The 21,106-nt window shown below is 36.4% G+C and carries 24 protein-coding genes; 11 read left to right on the top strand and 13 right to left on the bottom strand.

The window, feature by feature from the left end; all coding sequences use genetic code 11:
* Positions 1 to 132: 132 nt before the first annotated feature.
* The 10 genes from GXZ72_06770 to GXZ72_06725 all read right to left on the bottom strand — a co-directional run bounded on the left by GXZ72_06770 (position 133) and on the right by GXZ72_06725 (position 7,346).
* Positions 133 to 885 carry a GTP cyclohydrolase IIa gene (locus tag GXZ72_06770; protein ID HHT19245.1) on the bottom strand — a complete coding sequence of 251 codons (753 nt, stop codon included), beginning with the start codon at positions 883 to 885 and terminating at the stop codon, positions 133 to 135.
* A 6-nt stretch (positions 886 to 891) separates the two neighbouring features.
* Positions 892 to 1,788 carry a 2-phospho-L-lactate transferase gene (locus tag GXZ72_06765; GenBank protein ID HHT19244.1) on the bottom strand — a complete coding sequence of 299 codons (897 nt, stop codon included), beginning with the start codon at positions 1,786 to 1,788 and terminating at the stop codon, positions 892 to 894.
* A gap of 20 nt (positions 1,789 to 1,808) precedes the next feature.
* Positions 1,809 to 1,961: a hypothetical protein gene (locus GXZ72_06760; protein HHT19243.1), complete on the bottom strand. Its 153-nt coding sequence runs from the start codon at positions 1,959 to 1,961 to the stop codon at positions 1,809 to 1,811.
* 128 nt (positions 1,962 to 2,089) lie between these two features.
* On the bottom strand, positions 2,090 to 2,854 hold the full coding sequence (locus GXZ72_06755) for a coenzyme F420-0:L-glutamate ligase (protein HHT19242.1): 765 nt from the start codon (positions 2,852 to 2,854) through the stop codon (positions 2,090 to 2,092).
* Positions 2,855 to 2,983: 129 nt separating this feature from the next.
* Entirely contained in the window at positions 2,984 to 3,586 is a 603-nt protein-coding gene (locus tag GXZ72_06750; protein HHT19241.1) for an IMP cyclohydrolase, read from the bottom strand.
* 91 nt (positions 3,587 to 3,677) lie between these two features.
* Entirely contained in the window at positions 3,678 to 4,073 is a 396-nt protein-coding gene (locus GXZ72_06745; protein ID HHT19240.1) for a biopolymer transporter ExbD, read from the bottom strand.
* Positions 4,074 to 4,118: 45 nt separating this feature from the next.
* On the bottom strand, positions 4,119 to 4,961 hold the full coding sequence (locus tag GXZ72_06740) for a MotA/TolQ/ExbB proton channel family protein (protein HHT19239.1): 843 nt from the start codon (positions 4,959 to 4,961) through the stop codon (positions 4,119 to 4,121).
* A gap of 29 nt (positions 4,962 to 4,990) precedes the next feature.
* Entirely contained in the window at positions 4,991 to 5,602 is a 612-nt protein-coding gene (locus GXZ72_06735) for a ribonuclease HII (GenBank protein ID HHT19238.1), read from the bottom strand.
* 33 nt (positions 5,603 to 5,635) lie between these two features.
* On the bottom strand, positions 5,636 to 6,712 hold the full coding sequence (locus GXZ72_06730; protein HHT19237.1) for a rod shape-determining protein: 1,077 nt from the start codon (positions 6,710 to 6,712) through the stop codon (positions 5,636 to 5,638).
* Positions 6,713 to 6,716: 4 nt separating this feature from the next.
* The gene (locus GXZ72_06725; protein HHT19236.1) at positions 6,717 to 7,346 is read right to left on the bottom strand and encodes a hypothetical protein; all 630 of its coding nucleotides are present in this window, start codon (positions 7,344 to 7,346) and stop codon (positions 6,717 to 6,719) included.
* Positions 7,347 to 7,636: 290 nt separating this feature from the next.
* Between GXZ72_06725 and GXZ72_06720 the strand changes: the two genes are divergently transcribed.
* From GXZ72_06720 to sucC, 11 genes are all read left to right on the top strand, one after another.
* The gene (locus tag GXZ72_06720) at positions 7,637 to 8,305 is read left to right on the top strand and encodes a phosphatidylserine decarboxylase family protein (GenBank protein ID HHT19235.1); all 669 of its coding nucleotides are present in this window, start codon (positions 7,637 to 7,639) and stop codon (positions 8,303 to 8,305) included.
* A 33-nt stretch (positions 8,306 to 8,338) separates the two neighbouring features.
* Positions 8,339 to 9,058 (top strand): CDP-diacylglycerol--serine O-phosphatidyltransferase, encoded by a 720-nt coding sequence (gene pssA / locus GXZ72_06715; GenBank protein ID HHT19234.1) that lies wholly within the window; start codon positions 8,339 to 8,341, stop codon positions 9,056 to 9,058.
* Positions 9,052 to 10,437: a DUF515 domain-containing protein gene (locus GXZ72_06710; protein ID HHT19233.1), complete on the top strand. Its 1,386-nt coding sequence runs from the start codon at positions 9,052 to 9,054 to the stop codon at positions 10,435 to 10,437. Before pssA ends, GXZ72_06710 begins: the two co-directional genes overlap by 7 nt.
* 63 nt (positions 10,438 to 10,500) lie before the next feature.
* Positions 10,501 to 11,445, top strand: coding sequence for a hypothetical protein (locus GXZ72_06705; GenBank protein ID HHT19232.1), 945 nt, complete (start codon positions 10,501 to 10,503; stop codon positions 11,443 to 11,445).
* A 201-nt stretch (positions 11,446 to 11,646) separates the two neighbouring features.
* Positions 11,647 to 12,372, top strand: coding sequence for a class E sortase (locus GXZ72_06700; protein ID HHT19231.1), 726 nt, complete (start codon positions 11,647 to 11,649; stop codon positions 12,370 to 12,372).
* Between the two features lie 193 nt (positions 12,373 to 12,565).
* The gene (locus GXZ72_06695) at positions 12,566 to 12,931 is read left to right on the top strand and encodes a dihydroneopterin aldolase (GenBank protein ID HHT19230.1); all 366 of its coding nucleotides are present in this window, start codon (positions 12,566 to 12,568) and stop codon (positions 12,929 to 12,931) included.
* A gap of 128 nt (positions 12,932 to 13,059) precedes the next feature.
* Complete coding sequence (locus GXZ72_06690; GenBank protein HHT19229.1) at positions 13,060 to 13,281, top strand: ferredoxin family protein; 222 nt, start codon at positions 13,060 to 13,062, stop codon at positions 13,279 to 13,281.
* Positions 13,271 to 14,401: a 2-oxoacid:acceptor oxidoreductase subunit alpha gene (locus GXZ72_06685; GenBank protein ID HHT19228.1), complete on the top strand. Its 1,131-nt coding sequence runs from the start codon at positions 13,271 to 13,273 to the stop codon at positions 14,399 to 14,401. Before GXZ72_06690 ends, GXZ72_06685 begins: the two co-directional genes overlap by 11 nt.
* A gap of 73 nt (positions 14,402 to 14,474) precedes the next feature.
* The gene (locus GXZ72_06680; GenBank protein ID HHT19227.1) at positions 14,475 to 15,341 is read left to right on the top strand and encodes a 2-oxoacid:ferredoxin oxidoreductase subunit beta; all 867 of its coding nucleotides are present in this window, start codon (positions 14,475 to 14,477) and stop codon (positions 15,339 to 15,341) included.
* A 2-nt stretch (positions 15,342 to 15,343) separates the two neighbouring features.
* On the top strand, positions 15,344 to 15,901 hold the full coding sequence (locus tag GXZ72_06675; protein ID HHT19226.1) for a 2-oxoacid:ferredoxin oxidoreductase subunit gamma: 558 nt from the start codon (positions 15,344 to 15,346) through the stop codon (positions 15,899 to 15,901).
* 3 nt (positions 15,902 to 15,904) lie between these two features.
* On the top strand, positions 15,905 to 17,011 hold the full coding sequence (gene sucC / locus GXZ72_06670) for an ADP-forming succinate--CoA ligase subunit beta (protein ID HHT19225.1): 1,107 nt from the start codon (positions 15,905 to 15,907) through the stop codon (positions 17,009 to 17,011).
* Between the two features lie 45 nt (positions 17,012 to 17,056).
* On the opposite strand, the gene GXZ72_06665 is transcribed toward sucC, so the two are convergent.
* The 3 genes from GXZ72_06665 to GXZ72_06655 form a co-directional block, all read right to left on the bottom strand.
* Positions 17,057 to 18,142, bottom strand: a complete 1,086-nt coding sequence (locus tag GXZ72_06665; protein ID HHT19224.1) for a hypothetical protein — start codon at positions 18,140 to 18,142, stop codon at positions 17,057 to 17,059.
* Positions 18,143 to 18,357: 215 nt separating this feature from the next.
* Positions 18,358 to 19,233 (bottom strand): DUF1002 domain-containing protein, encoded by an 876-nt coding sequence (locus GXZ72_06660; protein HHT19223.1) that lies wholly within the window; start codon positions 19,231 to 19,233, stop codon positions 18,358 to 18,360.
* 216 nt (positions 19,234 to 19,449) lie between these two features.
* Entirely contained in the window at positions 19,450 to 20,364 is a 915-nt protein-coding gene (locus tag GXZ72_06655) for a 4-demethylwyosine synthase TYW1 (protein HHT19222.1), read from the bottom strand.
* Between the last annotated feature and the right edge of the window lie 742 nt (positions 20,365 to 21,106).

The raw sequence follows: 21,106 nt of genomic DNA, 5'->3' as shown, positions 1-21,106 counted from the left end.
TTAATCAAAAGTTGATCATTTTTAGACGGTTTTCATTGGATTATAATTAGATATGATATTTTGATGATTTTAAGTAATCAATATTTTTTTTTTGAAAAATGATTTTTGGCTATTTATATTTCTTTAAGTAACTTATTTCATCACATGAACCAAATTGTAGGTATTCCCATCTCTGATCTCTTCCAATGCGAGATCAGCAAGATTCGCTGCTTTTTCAGCTGTGGGTGCCTTACCTACCCCTGCTTTCAAGGCAATGTTGATTTCCTCTTCAATTTCTTCAATGACTTTAAGTATTCCTTCTGGTGTCATGCCGTTACAAGGAGACATAAAGTTATCTCCTCCAATAAAGAAGAGTAATGAACCTTTTTCAATTAACTTTTTCATTAAGAAATGTTGAACTCTATTGACAATAAAAGAAGTATCATATGCTGGAATAATATCAGTTAAGGAATCAGTGATACCGTTGATGTCGATGTGGGCTATTTGCACAAAGCTATCATCTGGATTTACTAATCCTTCAATGGCTAATATTTCGCTGCGTTCTTCAGATTGGGCTCCACCATATTTTTGTAAGGCACTGGTAGCGCTTCTCTGTGCTTCATAGGGTGTTTCAGCAGTTCCCACGCCCATACTTAAGGTTATGGGGTAACGGTTTCCAATTGATTTCTGGATATGCAAGTGATGTTCCATATCCACTCCGTTTGTAACTGCCAGCATATTGTCAAAGCGGGTGAAGAAGACCAATCCACCTTTAGCTGCGAATTGCCTTTGAACATCTGCGTATAACTCTGCCTGCAAGATTTGCAAGTCTGATTCGGCCCTAGGTGTAGGAGTAACGGTCCAAGGCCCGTAGTTGTCAATCTGAATTAAAGTCATTTGAATCATACATTTTCACCCAATAATACATCTGGCTAAATTTATTTTGTCATCATTATTTCTCATGATGGTCTGTGTTAACATAACATCCGATATTAGTTTTTCTATTTCTTCCTGATACTTTGCATCTAACAAATCTATAATGAATTTGTCCAAAAAATTTTGATATATTTTCGCTACTCCAATCGACGAAACTTCGTATCCTTTGGCCTCCATAAATTTAGCTGCAGGACCACTGACTGGCTGATTTCCTATTATTGGGGAAACAGCAACAACATAAGCATTTTTCAAGGCTTTAGTTACGTTTCTTGCTGAAATTATTGGTTCAATCGAGGTTATGGGATTTGATGGTCCGATAACCACCATATCAGAATTTTCTATAGACTCTATTACTCCACAAGCAGGATCAACCTTCTGATAGTTTACTTCAAGAACTTCAGGTTTTCCCTGATGTTCAACCAGAAATTCGTGAAACTCCATTTCACCTGCATCTGTACTGATGGTTATATGTGATTCATCATCACTCATGGGAATTATCAATGATTTAATGCCCAATTCTTTCCTTTGAATATCAATGGCTTGTGAAAGAGAATTATTTTCCATTAAAATTGTTTTCTGAATTTTCAGGGCCCTATCACGGTCCCCAATTCTAAGGGTTTCTGGGCAACCAATTTCTTTCAAACGTTCATGGGTAATAAAACTATCATCTTTAACTCCGTACCATGTGTCCTCATTGATGATTCCAGCTAAGGTGTAAATAACAGTATCCACATCGGGAGCAACATAAACTCCAGAGAAGTAATTATTTTCAATGGTATTTACAATTACTGTGATATTTTCAGGTTTTGTAACTTGTACCATGCCTTGCAGGAGTTTCGGAGTTCCAGTACCACCGGAAAGGACGCTTATCATTTTATACTCTATTATTAATTTTAAATCTGATGCACGTTCAGTTCTCTTAAGAGACGTTCGCGTTCAATTTTTAACTTTTCTAGCATTTCTGGATCACAAGATTCTTGTTTTTCCAGATATGCGATGGTGGTAGTTATAGCTTCGAGTTGGGTTTCAATCTGATTTATAGGCATATCATCATCTCATATTAATGATCATTGATTTTTAAGATCTAAAACTTTTTTTTAAATACTACTATTTTTCATTTTTTTCAATCATTTTCGTCAATTAAAGAATTTAGATTTTATTTATATAATATATATTAATCACGAAATACATCATATTTTTTTGGCCTTATCAATGGATTTATAGTGGCTTTGTCATTTTCAAGTTTATCAAAGTAAGAAATTCCTTTAATAATAACTACAGGTATTCCTTCATTTGCTTGCCCCATAACTAGGGATGCGGCTGAGGCTAATTCATCTGCTACAGCTATGCTGGTTGTTTTTAATTCCCTTCCATATAGATCAAATTCGCCGCAACGATCCCAAAGTGGTTCCATCCCTGAAATACCTATTGCAGTTCCAATTGCACCTTCACGGAATGCTCTTCCTTGTGTATCAGATATAATGACTGCTATTTTTTTTCCAGTACTAATTTCCATTTTTTTCCTTATCTGATGGGCACTGGAATCGGGATTCAAGGGAATAGGTGTTGCCATCCCTTTATCTACATTAGATTCATCAATACCTGCATTGGCACAAACAAAACCATGCTTAGTTTCACAAATAATGAAATCAGGACCCACTTTGACTATTTCATTAGACTCCTCAATTATTGCTTCAACAAGTTCTGCTTCTTTTCCAGTAAGTTTAGCAAGATTATAAGCTTGTTTTCCGGGTTCAATATTTTTTAGGTTAATAACATTTCCATCGGCTTTGGCCACAGCAGTTTCAGCAATAACTAGAATATCCCCATCATCCAACTTAATATTTTGACTATCCGCAGATTTCAGAATTAATTGGGATAAATCATCGCCTTTCTTTATTAAAGGAATGTTTTTAATGCCAATAACCTTTATTTCCATATTTTCACCCAACAACTAATAATAATCAATGTATGACCAGCACATATTAAAAAACATATTAAGGTTTTTTTTGAGATGATGTTTGAGTTTAGGTTTTTTTGTAATTTGATAAATAAGAAAAACATGCGTTTAAATTGATTTTAAATCCCATGTTTCCCGACCAAATGCAGCTGCAGAACTCACAGGATTGGTGAATTGAGCAAATGTCCCCTGGTCCATTATGAATTGAGCAGCTTCTGATGCATTGGTTGCATCAAATTCAACTATTTGGGGAGCAATATGTTCATAAACAGCAATATAACATGCTTTGCCTTCAGGTACTTTTTCCACTTGTACCTTTTCATGAGTAATAATTCCGATGTATGATTCACCATTTAGAGTGGTAGCCCCTGCAATCCGAGGAGTATTAAAATCATCTTTCTCATAATCCATGGTTAAAAGAGAAAGAGTTAAAGCATCCCTAATGCTCATTCCTGAAGTTATTTTTTCGGCTATCACATCGGTGTGGGATCCATTGGAAACTACTGCAACTTCATTTTCTAATCGAATGCAGTTATAGGCAATATATGGACTTTTAAATACATCTGTTTCATAACCTTCTTTAGGAACAACAGCTACCCTATTCTGGAATGTTTGGGTAGTTCTGTTGGGAAAAGACCGACTGGAAACTCTATAAGCCACGAAATTCCCTTCTTTATTACTTCCAACTGCCAATATTCTTCCTAGATACATAAAATCACCTTTTTTTTAAACTTTTTCATCATCAACAAATATTGGAAAACTAAGGTTGGTTAAAAATTTAGTTGTTAACAATATTATTTTTTTAAGTTTGAGGGATATTAACCGCCTTATCTGGACTCATTCCCGGAGGGGCAGTGATGATAATTGCTCTGTCTTTTGGTTTAATAATGATCTCTCCTTCATCAATAACTCGGGTATGTACTGCAATGGCACTGTTGCGGATGTCACGGGACATATCCACACCATTAACTGTCACTTTTTCCAGTCCTGCAACTGGTATTAAATAATACTCTGAACCTCCACTGGACTGGCTTACTTGGGGTTTGCCACTGCTTCCAGGATCTGTGGCTGTCTGGAAACTACTGGTGACCATGAGAAATATTAAAATAGTAAAAATTACATCTATTAAGGGGACCAAATTCACCTTAGCTTGTCTGCTCCGTAATTTTCTACGATAACTCTGGGTGTCGATGGTCAAATTAATCCATTCCTGCAATTGAATTAATAAATAAGTTTCTAATTTTTATTGTTTTAGTTTACTTTCCACTATTTTGGCTTCTGCATTACAGTTTTCTTTGAGTATGTTACCAATGCTCTTTTCCAACATATGGGGATTAATTAAAATCCATATGTTGGCATTTTTGTCATCCAGAACTTTTTTTGCTTCCAAAATACCATCAGATTCTTTCAAAGCTTTAATTGCTTTTTCAACATCTGCATTTATCTTTATACGCATTTCTGCAGACCGCCAGTTTGTCATTTTTTTGGCAATTTCTATGTTATCCAGTTCACTTTCAATTTTACTGTTTATTAAGCTGTAAAGGGGTAGGATGATAATAGCAACGGCTAAACCAGCAATTGTAGTTATAAGGGCAATATAAATTCCTTCAGCCATTCCCGTTGCACTGGCATTAACTCCCATTGCTTTAAAAGTGTACCACATGCCAAGAACAGTTCCAATCAACCCTAAAAGAGGAGCAATTTCTATAATAGTACGAATAGTATCCATACCTTTGGTCATACGACCCATTTCCACAATAAATACTCTTTCCATAGCATCTTCTACTTCTCTATTATTTCTGAAACCAATTTTCAAAGCTTCAGCCACTATTTTCGAAACTGGGTTTTGATAACTGCCAATGGAGCGTAAAGCCTCTAATGAACCTCCTCTTTCCATGGCTTTGTTAACTTCACCCATAATCTCTGCCAAGCTAACTTGGGATATTTTTCGCAGATAGAAAATCTTCTCCAATGAATAAAAAAATCCATAAATTCCAATTATAGTGATGATATAGGTTATGATTCCTCCACTTTTAAACATCTCAAGTATGGTGTTTAAAGAGCTCGTGAAAAACTCGTAGATCATTTTATCCTCTTTTATGGTTTAGAATAGTTCTATCCTACTATTTTTTCAACTGTGGCCCAAGATCTGCGTATGAAGTCTGGTAGATCTCCCGGTGGAATGTTCTTCAAGAATTTGATGGTTTTAGGATCACTAGGATAACCAGATCCTATATCTTTATATTTCTTCTTTATTTCTTGAATAGCCCTGTCACGTTCTACTTTCGCAATTATAGATGCTGCCGAAACTATGGGATAACGATCATCTGCTTTGTGTTCAGCTACCACCTTCACATCAGGATGAATTGTTTCCAACTCAATGGTTAAACGTTCTGGTTTAATATCAATTGAGTCAATGAAACAAGTTGATGGTGCAGATTCTCTGATGATACGGTTTATCGCGATTTTTTCGATTTCATTGAGATTAACATCCCTTGAACGTAGCCTATCAATATCTTTTGCTGTTATATGTATTGTATGGCATTCAGCAATCCGTTCAATTTTACGTGATAAAGCTATCCTTCTTTGGGGTGATATCTTTTTAGAATCCTTTAAACCAAGCCTTTCTAGATACTTCAGCCGATTCTGTTCTAAAACTACTCCTGAAACAACAAGTGGTCCTAAAACAGAACCCCTGCCTGCTTCATCAATTCCTAAAATTTTCATAATGTTGTTATGGATGATTTTTACTCCAAGATGTTATTTCATGGCCTTTAAACGTACTTCTGGTTCCAGGGCACGTGGTTCGGCTGCTACAATGGCTGTTCCTTTGGCGACAACATTCATGGGATCATCAGAAATCTCAACAGGCACACCTACTTCTTCAAATATCCGTTCTTTCAGTCCTTTGAGTTGTGAAGTTCCTCCCACTACCACAGTTTTTTCGTAAACTCCAGAAATCAATTCTGGAGACATTCTTTCAAGTACATTAGCTAAAGCATCAACTAATTTAACGACAATTGGTTCAGCTGCGTCTGCCACTAACTTAGAATCTATTTCAACTTTCTCTGGTTTGTTGGTTTCAAGTGATTTACCAATTACAGTCGTTTTACCACTTTCAGATTCACTTTCTGAGTGAACCATACCCACTTCAATTTTTGCCTTTTCTGCTTCGTGAATTCCTATTTCCACGTTATAAATTTCTTTAACTTTTTCCACAATATTGGAGTCAACATCGTCTCCGCCGCTGCGAATGGTTTCGATGTCCGTTATGCCTCCTAACGAGATAACTACAACATCACTGGACCCTGCACCTATATCAATAACCATTGTTCCTGATGCTTCTGCTATTGGTAGGCCGACTCCAATTGCTGCTGCCAGTCCTTCACTTATGACCAGGACATAATTGGCGCCTGCTTTTATACCTATGTCTTCAACTGCTTTTTTTTCTACTTCAGAAGCATCCCCAGGGATACCAACAACTATTCGGTCTATAATTTCTTTTTCTTCTCCTGATCCAAGATTCATGGAATAAATAAGTAATGCTTCTGCTTGAGCTATACTTTCAATTACTCCTTGTCTCAGTGGTCGAACTGCAATAATATCCTCAGGAGTTCTCCCTAGCATTGATTTGGCTTCTTCTCCAACAGCTAAAACATAACCTGGATCTTCTTTTTTTACAGCCACTACTGAGGGTATTTTGAATAAATCAAATTTATCACCTGATGGTTTGGCCACCACTGTATTTAGAGTTCCAAGATCTATCCCTAAAGTGTGGGATAAAGCTTTTTTCTTCTCCTCTTTTACTTCATCTTTTTTACCTAAAAAACTGAACATTTAATTAATCCTCCTTTAAAATTTTGTTAAATTCGATTAAGAATATTTTATTGGATCTGGCAAGTTCCTTAATTTTAGGAAGTTCTTGATCTTCTGATGATAACAAAACAGTTGATAATGCAACATCCGCCATTTTAAATAAGGGATCAATGGTGTTACGAATGAAACGGGGCAACATATTGGTTATATACACGTCAGTTTCAATGAATCCGGTGGTTTGATCCTCGATTAGAAATGAAAGTTTTATATTGTTTTTTTCGCAATTACCAACGAAATTTTTTATGGAATTGTCAGGACCAACTGTTAACATTAAGTTGGGTTCATCCTTAACATAGTAAGGTGCAATTTTGAGGTAAGCCCCACCATTTTCTTTACATATCATGCTTAACTCTCTTATCTTACTTGTTTCGCCGTGAAGCATGATAAAATCAAATTTTTTGGTTACAAATGATTCCTTGGTGGTAATATGCTCCCTGCATAATACTTTGACCCGTTTTTTATCCATTATCGCAGAGTAAGCCACATTGTTAACCATTTCCTCGTTACCAGCGATGACACACCATATATAATCTGAATCTTGGACTGTGGAAACCTCAGCTGCTTTTCTTAGGATTTTTATCTTATTTTCAATCATCAATTACCACTTAATATAAATTAATTTCCATTTGATTAAATTCCAATAAAAGTTTTCATCAATTTTTTTAAATTAAAGATTATTGAACTAACAATAACTATTATTTAAATATTAACCACTAATTGATACTAAGCTACTATTAGGTTTCTAAAATATATAAGTAAGTGATTAAAGCTACTATCATATGCACATATTAACTCCATATATACATTTTCATAGGTGTTGGCTTTTTGGCATATTCGCATTATGCAATATTTGAAAAACTGAATTTTTACCAACAGTGATATCATATGTTTGTCAGGGGAACTTTTAAAAAAGTAGGCATATTATTAACAATAGCAGTTTTGCCTTTTATTTTTGGTTATGTAATTATAAGTTTTATAATGTTTTCAGCAATAGCTTTTTTAATGCAATTTTTCAGGGATCCTAATCGGAAAATTCCTTTAGACAGCGATTTAATTGTGGCTCCTGCTGATGGGCGAATTTTAAAGGGGAAAATCGATTGTGTGAAAATAATTGATCATAATGAACCCTTGATGGAATATGTACTAAGTCCTGGAAAACGAGGTATTTTGGTAAGTACTTTTATGTCACCCTTTGATGTTCATGTCAACAGGGCTCCCATCTCTGGTACTATTACCAAGACTAAACATTACCCTGGAAAATTTAAAATTGCCATGGGAAGTGTACACACTGAAAATGAAAAGAATTTAATAGTTATAGATTCCGAATTTGGTAAAGTGGGTGTTATACAGATAGCTGGCTTCGTGGCTAGGCGTATTGTTCAGTATGTGGAAGTTGGTGACAAAGTACAGATGGGGGACCGTCTTGGAATGATAAGATTTGGCTCCAGAGTTGATCTAATAATCCCACTTGAAAATACAGAATTGATGGTCAGTGAAGGTGAAAAACCAACGGCTGGAGAGACAGTAATTGCCTCAATGCGAAAAAAACATTAAAAATATTCTTAAAATTGATATTGGAGCATTATTATGAAGATAACTTATTATGTGGCGAGTGCTGACTTTGTTTCATTGGCTAACGCCTCCTCAGGGTTCTTAGCAGTGGTAATGCTGTCCACTGGAAACTTAATACTGGCAGCCAAGTTCATGCTCTTGGCGGTGATCTTTGACTCTGTGGATGGATGGGTGGCCCGTCGAACTAATCGGGTTGATGAACATGGTTTCGGCAAGAACATGGACTCACTTTCTGATGTGATCTCATTTGGTGTTGCTCCCGGAATGCTTTTGTTTTGCGCGTGCCAATCGTTTTCGATCCAATACATTAATATACTAGTATCACTCCTAATAGTTATATGTGGAATTTTACGACTCTCCAGGTTTAATGTACTGGCAGATTCAAGTGACGTTCCAGGTGGAGATAAATTCGTGGGATTACCTATACCTACCACTGCACTTATCCTAGGATCATTCTACCTCTCGGGTATGTTCCGAATGGACCTTGGATTAATCATCATGACGGTGGTAGCGGTGTTCATGATAAGCACATTTGAGTATCCTAAGTTTAGGGGTATGATGTTAATGGTTGTCGGCGGTATATTGATCATTGGAACACTTTTACCCCAGAACATTTCATCCTCAATTGCATTTATTCCCGCAAAGCTTTTATTCATCTTCACGATACTATATGTAATAATTGTGCCTCTTATGAAATTATACGGCAGGCTTCTTGAGAAGTGGTCCACATGTTAGATAAGATCTTAGGAAAAAAGGATAAAGATAAAAAAGATGCTCCTGATCTGCGAAAAGATGGAAAAAAGTCTGATTCGGATATTGGGGGTCGTCTTAAAGGTATGGTGTCCAAAGCAACGGAAAAATCCAAAGGAAAGATTAGTCGGAAAGATGAGGGTCAACAACCATCTGTTGAAAAAGCCCCCAGACCCATGCCAAAACCGCGTCCAAAGCCAAAGGACAAGCCTACACTGAAACCCCCACTTAAAAAGCAACCTCAAAAGAAAAAAGGATCATTGAGTAGTATAACTAGTGGGGCTGGGTTTGGTAAGAGAGCTCCAGATGATGATCAGAGGACCCTGGTTGGTGCAGCTGTTTTTGGTATTATATTTATTGTGCTAGTTGGTGCTGCTTATTACTTTATGATTTTTGCACCATATCAGGAATCTATGGCGGATGCAAAGCAAACGAAAATTACAGAGGTTGATACTTACTTTAAGGGACCTCTTGCGTTACATCCTCAAAAAACTTCGCTTTTAGCAGAGATCGACGGTGGAACCACTCCAGAAATGGTGTTAGCAGTTGATGTTTTAGGTCCAGCTACACAGGCATGGAGAGATTATCAAAAACAGCAAGTTCAATCTAGGAAGGATCCCTACGGCCGAGTTATGATTACTTATGAGGCTGGTGGACAGAAAAACATGATTATGAAAACTTCAGAGGCTCAAAAGGTAGTCAATGAAGCTGATGCTGCGGTGTTATCCAACTTAGTGATTGAAACCCCGGACACTGTTGCAGTACCTATAATAATATCTAGATTACAAGCAGCTGGAGGTCTGGTTAATGTAGGGGACGCAGTGGATGTTTACCTAACCACAACCAATGCTACTGCCCCTGCTGAAACTACCAATACATCTAATGAAACTAACGCAACGCAACCAACCTCTCAGATAGGTGAGTCTGCTAAGACTCCTAATATTAGTGGATGTACTGTTTTAGCAATTTTAAGAGCAAAAGAAAGTGGAGATATGGATGCTGACTTGAAACAATCACAATCCATTGCCATAAACACATTAACCATGACTAACACCCGTCAACAAATAGCAACTACCGAAGAAGGTAAAGGATTACAAGAATTACTTAAAGCCGCTGCTTCACGAACATGGAATGAAAATCAAGTTAACCGTTTACTAAATGCTTATGGTTGGAGATTATCTGACTTTGAAAGGGCTTCCAATCTAGGTGAACTAGATGTAAAATACATGGTGGTTTTAGAAGTTCCACGTGAAAATGCATTGTTCCTGATTCAGAACAGTGAAAATATTCAACTAACAGTTCCAACCCAAGATGCTCCAGAATGGATGGTAAAAGAATTAAAACGCATATATGGAGCAGGATAATGTTCAGTACTGTAAAATCTAAGTACTACTATGAGATAAGAAAGTTTATAGGAAGGTTGTAAGATGAACATAAACAAAATATGCGTGGCTGTGATTTCCTTAATTATTTTGTTCACAGCCATATCATCTTCATGGGCAGCGGATAATCCGTTCAAAGATCAGAAAGCATGGGTTGTAGAAAAAGATGCAGAAGTAAAATTTACTTATCTCGAGGCTACCATAACTGCAACGATCAAGAACAACAATGATCATGTGGAATACTTCAAAATAAGTCAAAGGTATCAGGGGACTCTGGATCCTGAAACTCCCATAACTTGGAACATAATCTGGACCAATCCTTGTGCATTAAAAATGATTAAGTATATGTCTGATGTTGATGATGATGATCTTGGTTGGAAAGTTCAACCCGGAGAAACTAAAACAGTTTCCTTTAAACTGCGCGCATACCCCGAACCCACATCAATACATCCTGCTTATATCAGACAACCTGGAATGAATAATAGTTTTTGGCCTCTTCTAAATGAACCTGGATTGCAAGCTTCATGGTTCCTTCCCAATGAAATCGAGTACTTGAATCCCAGCTTAGATCTTGTCTGGTGGAAGGGTCATTTCTGCTTTTGGGTTAAAAACTTTGATTATAAACGTCCAAAAGTATCCGGAATTGTCAGGGCACCTATTGTACCTATAGACTCAAAACTCACTTATAGTAATCCTAAAGTAACTTATATTGACAAAGAGGTATCCTGGGCGGATACTGCTGCATGGGATGTTCTGCTCTACCCTGGACAAAGTAAACATTTCTCCTACACTTATCAATGGCCGGCATCATCAAATTCGGACTATGGTGTAAGTGGAGGTTCATCATCTTATAACATCCCGACTACTGCAGCAGCACATAATAGTGCTTCTGTGCCTACCACATCAGAAACTGGAGTTCCATTTGCACTATTTGTTGTTGCAGCTATTGGCATAGCTGGTGGTGTAACCTACGCTAAGTTCTTCCGATAACTTAGCAAAGGTTTATCATTTGTGAACAGGTACCCTTTACTACATTTACCTTTTTTTAGGTATTTACGAAATTCCTAGTAAAGTGATGATGTCCTAGTCATGGTAATTTATCTGAATAGAAATATGGATGTAAGGAACACCCATCCCTCCACTCATAACAACTAATGTTCTGTTATCAGTTAAGAGCACTCAGTGAATATAATGAGAATATCCACTTTTTTAATAATAGCCGGGATGATGATCATCTCTTTTTATGCATTGGTAGAAGTTAATTATTATTCTTCCACTCAAACCATTAATCAGAAGCCTGAAGATATTCCTTATATCCTCATTCCTAAAATTGGTGTTGATGAAGCAATTAACAACAAATCCGTAGATTATGGGATTTATCATGAACCACAATCTGCTAAACCTGCTAGTGGAACAGTCGTTCTTTTTGGCCATCGTACTTTGCATGGTTCTCCTTTCCTTAAGCTTGATCAGCTAAAACAAGGAGATAATGTTACTTTGGAATGGCCTGGTATAGGCTATGTTGAATATAAAATAATAAACAGTACAATAGTTCCAGCAGATTACAGGCTGTCAATTGAACAAGGCAATGTCCTCTTTCTTATTACATGTTATCCATTGGGTTCAACCAAGGAAAGGCTGATAATCAAGGCAGAACAAGGGAAAACATATCCAATTAAAACTATACGAAAAACAAATTCTCAGAAACATTATGCTCTAATTATTATCATCGCTTTCATGGCAGTGGGTACTATTTTAAGTTTTTTCTACCCTATACAAGAAGAAAGAGCTATAGTATTTTTGGCAACACTAGCTTTAACATTCTTCTTGGTGCTTGGCTATTTCTTCCCCACACCTCCTGATACATTGGAATCAAACATTTCGCGTATAAGTGACCTAATTGGGTTAGGTTTTTAAATCTATCACTAAATAAAATACTATCCATCTCTAATATTAACTAAAATTTTGACAAAAAAACAATTAGATGGTGGTAGAATAAACTATTAATTCCCTAAAAATAGAGTTCCAGTATTATCGTTATTTAAAGTGATTGTTGAAGAATAGTTATTTATAACAATTATGCGGATCAAGGTGAAGATGAGTGATGAAGATGAGTGATGAAAAATACTTCCAAAACATCACCTCACGAGAAAGAGCCATATTTGAAGGGGCAATCACAATGGGGGCCCTTTTTCACCAGTTTGTGGGGACACCAGTTAGTCTTGAAAGCGCACATTCTCTAGAAAACGCAATTAAGATATCCTTAGAATTACAACCTTGCATTGTGCGGGTTGACATAGAAATTAATCGTGATTTTTTGAAAAAAACAGAAAACAGATATCAGTATCTTTCACTTACCGGGGAAATGTTAGATGCACGCGTTGTTTCAGAATATGATGGAATAAAAATTGCAGTTCGAATGAAATATATTGAAGATTTAGAATATCCTCTAATGTATGTGGAAGAAATCGATTGAAATCCTATAAAAAATTGTTTTCCATTAATTAAACATATTATATTGGGATTTAGGATTTATACCAGTTTAAGTCAACAACAATTATTTAAAATATCAATACTAAACTATTACAAAAAATGGTAGATTTAATGATAACGATTAACGAGAATCTCTGCAAGGGCTGCGATATCTGCACTGAGTTCTGCCCCAGAAAGGTTTACCAAAAATCTGATCTTCTGAACAAAAAGGGTGTGCATGTGCCTGTGCCTGAAAATGAGGATAAATGCACTAAATGCCAGTTATGTGTTATGATGTGTCCTGATCAAGCAATAAAAGTAGATGAAAAAGTGGATGAGAAGGATGAAGACTGAAAATTATTTTATACAAGGCAACGAGGCCTGTGCCAGAGGAGCTATCAAAGCTGGATGCCGTTTTTTTGCTGGTTACCCCATAACTCCATCTACAGAAATCGCTGAAGACATGGCATTGTTTCTACCTAGAGAAGGAGGAACATTTGTCCAGATGGAAGATGAGATTGCTGCATTGGGAGCAGTTATAGGGGCCGTGTGGGCTGGTATGAAGGGAATGACTGCCACATCTGGACCTGGATTCTCCCTTATGCAAGAACATATTGGTTATGCAGTTATGACTGAAACACCCCTAGTAATTGTGAATATGCAGCGAGGATCTCCATCAACTGGGCAGCCCACCATGGCCAGTCAAAGTGATATGATGCAAGCTCGATGGGGGTCCCATGGAGACTATGAAATAATAGCGTTATCTCCTTCATCAGTGCAGGAATGTTTCGATTTCACTGTCGAAGCATTTAATCTTGCTGAAAAATATCGAGTTCCAGTGATGGTTATGAGTGACGAGATCGTAGGCCATATGAGCGAAAAGATCAGTATCCCAGAGAAAGTTAACATAACTGCCCGGAAAATGCCCACCCAAGAACCTGGAAACTTTTTACCTTATCAAGCAGATTCTGATGGAACTAGTCCAATGCCTGCATTTGGTGATGGGTACAAAATACATATAACTGGACTTACCCATGATGAAAGAGGGTATCCTGAAGCATCAAATCCTCAAACGCATTCTAAACTTGTAAAACGATTATGTAACAAGATTTTGAACCATAAAAATGACATCTCTCGGATAAAAACAGAGTCTGTTGAGGATGCGGAATTAATTGTAATATCATACGGTGCACCGTCAAGATCAGCCCTTAAAGCAGTCAGAACTGCAAGAAATCAAGGAGTTAATGTGGGATTTATAAAAATAGATGTTATATGGCCTTTTCCTGATGAGATGATACGTGAGGCAGTTGGAAAAGCTCGAAAGGTCATTGTTGTGGAGATGAACTTGGGTCAAATATATTATGAGGTTCAAAGAATTCTACCAGGAGTTAAAGTGGATTTAGCTGCCAAAATAGGTGGGGAAATGCACCTTCCCCAAGAAATTCTAGACAAAATTGAATCAACTAAGGATTAAATCTGATGATTTTTATTAGAATCACTAAATTCACCAAGGGTAGGAATTAATCGTATCCTGGGAGCTGGAGAAGATGGACGAAAACAGGGAAAACCGTTTTATTAAATACTTACGAAAGGATAGACTTCCTCATATATTCTGCGCAGGATGTGGAAATGGAATTATTATGAACACATTCTTTAATGGCATGGAAATGGCAGAAATGGACTTCGAAAAAGTGATCATGGTTTCGGGGATAGGATGTTCCTCTCGAATACCAGGATATGTCAAGTGTGACTCTCTTCACACCACTCACGGTCGTCCAATATCATTTGCCACCGGCATCAAATTGGCAAATCCTCAAAATGAAGTTATAGTGTTTACTGGGGATGGAGATGCAGCAGCCATAGGAGGCAATCATTTAATTCACGGTGCTCGCAGAAATATCAACCTAACTGTAATCTGTATTAACAACAGCATCTATGGCATGACTGGAGGTCAAATCAGCCCTACAAGCCCCAAGGGTAGTTTTGGATCTACCGCACCATATGGTGCATTGGAAACACCATTTGATCTTTCAGAATTAGTGAAATCTGCGGGAGCAACTTATGTTGCTCGTTGGACAACAGCCCAACCAGTTCAACTGTCTAATGCCATTAAAAAAGCCCTTAAAAATAAGGGGTTTTCATTTATTGAAGTGATTTCGCAGTGCCCAACATATTTTGGCCGTAAGAATAAGATGCGTTCACCTATTGATATGATGAAATGGATGAAAGAAGAGAGTGTTGTTAAAAAAAGGGCAGATAAGCTTTCTGAGGAAGAATTGGAAGGAAAGATCATAGTTGGAGAATTTCAAAATAAAAATGAACTTGAATTTTCAGAAAAGGTCTGCCAGTTATTGGAATCTAAATGCACAACTGGCAAGCCTATGGTAACCAAATCAGCATATCAGGGGGAATAAAACTGCGTAAAGAGGTTAGAATAGCTGGTTTTGGGGGTCAAGGTATAATACTGGCGGGAATAGTAATAGGTAAGGCGGCTGCTTTGTATGACGGTTTGCATGCGGTTCAAACCCAATCTTATGGACCCGAAGCACGTGGTGGTGCATCAAGAACAGAATTAGTTATCAGTGATGAGGAAATTGATTATCCTAAAGTTCATCATCCTGATATTTTTGTTGCCATGTCTCATGAAGCATTAAAAACTTATATTGATGGTTTAAAACCCGGAGGTATTCTCATAATTGATCCGGACATGGTTGAAGAGAGTGAAATAGCTCCATTCGTGGAAGAACATGATGTTAAAGTTTATCATGCTCCTGCAACTCGAACTGCTGATGAAAAGGTGGGGCTGAGAATTGTTGCTAATATCGTAATGATTGGTGCTATAACTGGATTTACCAAGGTAATATCAGAAAGCGCAGCGCGTGAAGCCATAATTGCTAGTGTTCCACCAGGAACTGAGGAAAAAAATCTAAAAGCTTTTGAAGCAGGAATGGAACTTAGCAGTGAGGAGGCGTAAATTTTGAAAATTCATGAATATCAAGCTAAAGAGATTTTTCAAGCAAATGGAATAATCACGCCCCAAAGCGTGGTGGTAACCACTCCTGATGAGGCTCAAAGAGTCGCTGAAGATTTGGATAAACCCGTAGCCATAAAATCACAAGTTTTAGTGGGGGGAAGAGGTAAAGCAGGGGGTATTAAATTCGCAAAAAACCCTAAAATGGCCTATGAAATCACAGAAGAACTTTTAGGAATGCAAATTCATGGTGAAACTGTAGAAAAAGTCTTAGTTGAAGAAATGCTCGATATTCAAGATGAACTTTATATTAGTGTTGCTGTTGATAGATCCCTTAAAAAACCTTTAATAATGGCCAGCATGTCTGGTGGAGTTGATATTGAAAAAGTAGCACTGAAAACACCAGAAAAAATCGTTAAATATTATTTGAATCCGTTGGAACAATTTTTACCATTTCAAGCTCGGGAAATAGCTCGAAAAATGGGGGTTCAAACCAGTTTAATCTCGCAAGTGGGGGCGATGATCTGGAAACTTCACCAAGTCTTCTCAAATTATGATGCTAATATTGCCGAGATCAATCCACTGGTTCTTACTGATAATGGTTTGATTGCCGCTGATGCCAAGCTAGATATTGATGACGATTCATTATACCGTCATCCTGATCTAACACAACTAAGGACCGAACCTTTGGATGAATTTGCTTATGTTAAATTAGAGGGTGATATTGCTGTAATTGGCAATGGTGCTGGTCTTACCCTCGCTGGTATGGATATGTTAAAGCTTTACGGTGGAAAACCTGCTACATTCCTTGACATTGGTGGGGGAGCATCAAAAGAAAACATTGCTAGAGCATTAAATTTAGTTATATCCAATTCAAATGTTAAAGTTGTTTTTTTAAACGTTTTAGGTGGCATTACCAGGGCAGATGATGTTGCCAATGGTGTTATCACTGTTTTAAAAAATTCAGAAAGGGATGTTCCCTTGGTTATCAGACTAACTGGAACAAATGAGGAAGAAGGGCAGAGAATTTTGCAAAAAGCAGGAGTTAGCTTTGAAACTTCCATGGAAAATGCTGCTAAAAAAGCTGTTGAGATATGTGATAGTTTGAAATAAGCTACATTTCAACTTCTAAAAATATTTGTTTTGGAAAAAACAAATTTATCCTAAACTTCTCTTGGTGCTGACCAAATGAGCCATTACCATCGCGGATAGCAAAATGTAGATTAACATGGCGGCTCCGTTAACGGTTCTGTTAAATATAAAAAGTCCAATTAAAGTTTGAGATATGAAGGCAGTAAGTGCACCTATTAAAAGAGCCTCTCTTCCAAGGAATTTTCTACTTCCTACTCTTCTTTTACTTCGATATTGTCGGAGCACATAAAATCCACTACTCATTACAATAACACACCAACCCAGCAGTGCTAAAAGGCCTCCATATCCAAAGTCGAAGGCAAACCCGAAAATACCGGGGAGCATGTAATCGATTACATCTTTTTTAACCACTAATACTCCGAAAAAAAGGGGGAATGGCAGTGTGAATGTTTTTATTAAGTTCATGGGGAGTGAAATATAGCCATCAGACCCACCCAGACAGTCTGCAGCCCAATAACACGACCCTTGGACATGTCCCCATAGAGTCGTGTTTTTTATCACCATTTTAATACTGGGAATGGCATATTCTCCTATTCGACTGAGGCGAAGAAGTGGACTGAGAACGGAAGCATTCAAAACTTTAGACAAAATTTCTAGAACTGCAAAACCACCTATAACTGCTCCAAACCCTGTAAATATTCTTTTTGGCGTTATTTTCACGCTTCTGCGGAAGCTTTTTGACATGATGAAGTATCCGATGAACCATCCTAAGAACCATAAAATCAGGAATGATCTATGCATCAAGCCCCCGGCAATAGCTATAACTCCAAAAAGGATTATAGCAAGGGCAGTAATTGATGTTGATTTGATTTCAACTTCACTCAACAAACTGGCTGATGCTGAAAGAGTCACCCATGCAAAAACTGCCAATGGACCAAAAGGGTGGGTGAATTCTTGGTGAGAAACATAGGGGATAAAAAGTAGAATACTATCCACGCTGAACAATCCTGCCAAAAACATGGTTAAGATAAGAGAAAGAAATAAAACCATGCTTAAAGTAAAGGGAATAATATTTAAAAGGATCACAACTCCCATTTGCACGAGTACGGCCACTTCAATTATGAATTGTAAATGGTTTTGAGCAGTTAACATATTATCACAATGGTGTCAAGTTTAGGTGGGGATAGTTTGAGTTACAATGTCCTATAGGATACTAGCCGTTTCATGATACTATTTAAAAAATCTTATGCAATAGTTAGAATGATTTTTATTGTATATTTAGGGTTATCATCATATAATTTGTCTTTAATTAAATCGTAATTTTATCTTAATTTTTTTTATATATTAGATTATTGCATTGATTTAATTTAGATAAAACTCATAATATAGTCTATGAAACCTTGCAAGTAATTCATTATTTGATTAATTATTCCTTGAGACTCTGATGCTTGTTGTGTTACGCTTTCCAACCGATTTTTGAAATCAGTAAGACTGTCTTGGGCTTTCTGGGAGTTTGCAACAGCATTAGCTATTTGTTGAGCTTGTTCGTTAGTTAAATTGATGTTCAAGGTGGCGGCAATGTTGATCACAATTTCCTTAATCTGTGCAGGGTCATCTAAATTTTGTTTTTGCGCTTCTTGTTTGACTTGGTCAAATAAATCGGCAATTTTGTTGGGGTCTTGACCAGTTTGCTCTGCTATCTGACTTTGGGTATATAATTCATCGGTGGCTGCTTTTTTGGCATTTTCAGGTATAGGAGTACCAACTGCTATTTCATAAGATTTCATTACACCTGTTAGAGCTGATTCACCAGTAGCACTAACTGGTGAAGTAACCACCACATAGCCACTTTCAATTCCAGTAGATTTCAATGCAGTTGCATACATTTTTGAGGTCACTACTGTAATTTTGCTTTCATCCACAACCACTTTGATACCTTGAGTGTAGCTTAAATCCACCATTGCGCAAGAAAAAATCTGATTTGAAGGGTATGTTCGACCTGTTATATCTTTAGAGACTTTGTTTACTTCCATAGCAGTGATAACTTCTGTATTAGCTTCATCTAAATTACGGTTAGTATGGGACTCAAAATAGTTTACCACACTATTTTTGTATGAAGGATTATTATAAGTTGTTTCTCCATACGTTATTGCAAAACCAGATCCCCACGAATTAGTACTCGCACTGTATACCGGACTTAAAACAATTATTGTTACTATTATAGCCAACAACAATTTTTTCATTATATCACCTCTCTTGAACACGTAATAAGTGAAAATATTTTTTACTAAATTTATAGTAGTATATTTATCCAACACCTAATTAAATTTATTGGAATGATTCAATAAAGTGATTGTGTCCTTTAAACTTGATTAAATTTTGCAACATATACATAAATTCTACTTTTCGATTTAAAAATAGGTTTTATTATGGTACTATTGAGTAAGTGGTAATAGATTTTAAGCAAGAAGAAACACTCTGCTTTCAGGTGACTGATCTACAATCTTTTTCCCAGACAAAACAGAAATTGACTGGGCAAAATGATGAACATCATCATTTTTAGGCATATTGTTCAGTTTCAGCCGTTCACGAGAACTTCCAACAAACATGTATGCTTTTATTTCCACAAAATCAGGATTACTTTCCTGAATTATTTTTGCATATCCTTCTGGATTTTTCATATTATAACCATCAACACAAGTTATTCTTAACACAGTGCGGCATTTGAAACTGGATAAAAGTTCTAAGGACTGATTTAAGTTTTCCCACCCATTTTTAACTTGTGGATTACAAATATCATGATATACTTCTTTGTTGGGAGCATCAAGGGATAAATATAACTGTGTAGGTTCCATGCTCATGTTTTTTAGTTTTTCAGGGCTCAAACCATTACTTACCAGAAAAGTGGTGAAGTGTCTTTTTTTATACTCTTCCAATAATTCATCTATAGCTGGATATAGAAGAGGTTCACCTGCTAATGATATTGCTGCGTTGTTAGGGGTTTGAGCTTCATTTAATTTCTTTTGATTTGCATGAGGATTGCCAAAATAGCCCACTAAAAGTTTTCGTTGAGCTTCAATACAGCCTTCGATTATTTCACCAGGATCATCAAACTCTTCATCCCAAGTTGTGCTGGTTATTGAAATGTCCCTCCAACAGAACAAGCATTTATGATGGCAATAGGGTATGCTTGGCGACATTTGTAGACACCGATGGCTTTTTATCCCATAAAACTTTTCCTTGTAACAAACACCTTCATCCAGGAGACTTTTTTTGGTCCAGTGACACACTTTGGCAGCACTATGTTGGTTTGAACCTACAAATCGGTATCCTTTTTTTTGTAATGATTCAATGGCTTGATTAGATAATGACATCTTATTCTTTCACCTTCAAACTCACTTCTAACTAATATAACAGTAATTTAAGTGGTATAAATGATGGATTTTTTCAACAATAATTAAAATTGGAATTGATATTCAGTATAAATATAATTAAAAATCCTAATAACTTTAGAGTCTTATATATTTTTTATGGAGTTTTTATGCCTAAAATTTATTTCATGTTTTATTATATGTAATGTTATATGTAATCAAATTGGCTTTTATTTATTCCAAAAAAAATTTATTCATTATACTAAGTATTAGAATGGGTCAAATTTCTTAAAATAATAGAATTTGACCTTAATTTTCAAAAAAGGCTTCAAAATCTATTAAATATGATTATTATTCATGTTTGCTATTTTTTATAAAAAGTCACTATTTGATGGTCTTTAATCATTTAAAGTGAGATTAATTTGCATTTATGTCTAATAAGGGAATACATCATGAATATAATATAGAATTGAATTGGCTTATTTTAGGGAAATAAGCTTTTAATAAAGCTGATTTATTAAAAATACTAAAGGAAGCTGCTTATCCAAGAACTCTATTGTAAATAACTTCTCAGCATGTCTTATTTGTTTAAATAAGCCCTATTTGGTCCTTTTTCTGAGTTTTTTTTCGAAAGCTTTATAAGTGATGTTGTTTTAATGTTTTGTTGAAGTAGGAAAAGTCTTGTTGTGAGGCTTTTTTATTTAAGTCGGAGGCGGTATAATTAAGCGTGTGAAGCATAGTTCTA

The organism is Methanobacterium sp. (assembly GCA_012838205.1).
Classification (GTDB): domain Archaea; phylum Methanobacteriota; class Methanobacteria; order Methanobacteriales; family Methanobacteriaceae; genus Methanobacterium.
Note: the sequence above shows the minus strand (reverse complement) of the source record. Positions and strands in the feature narration are given on the sequence as shown.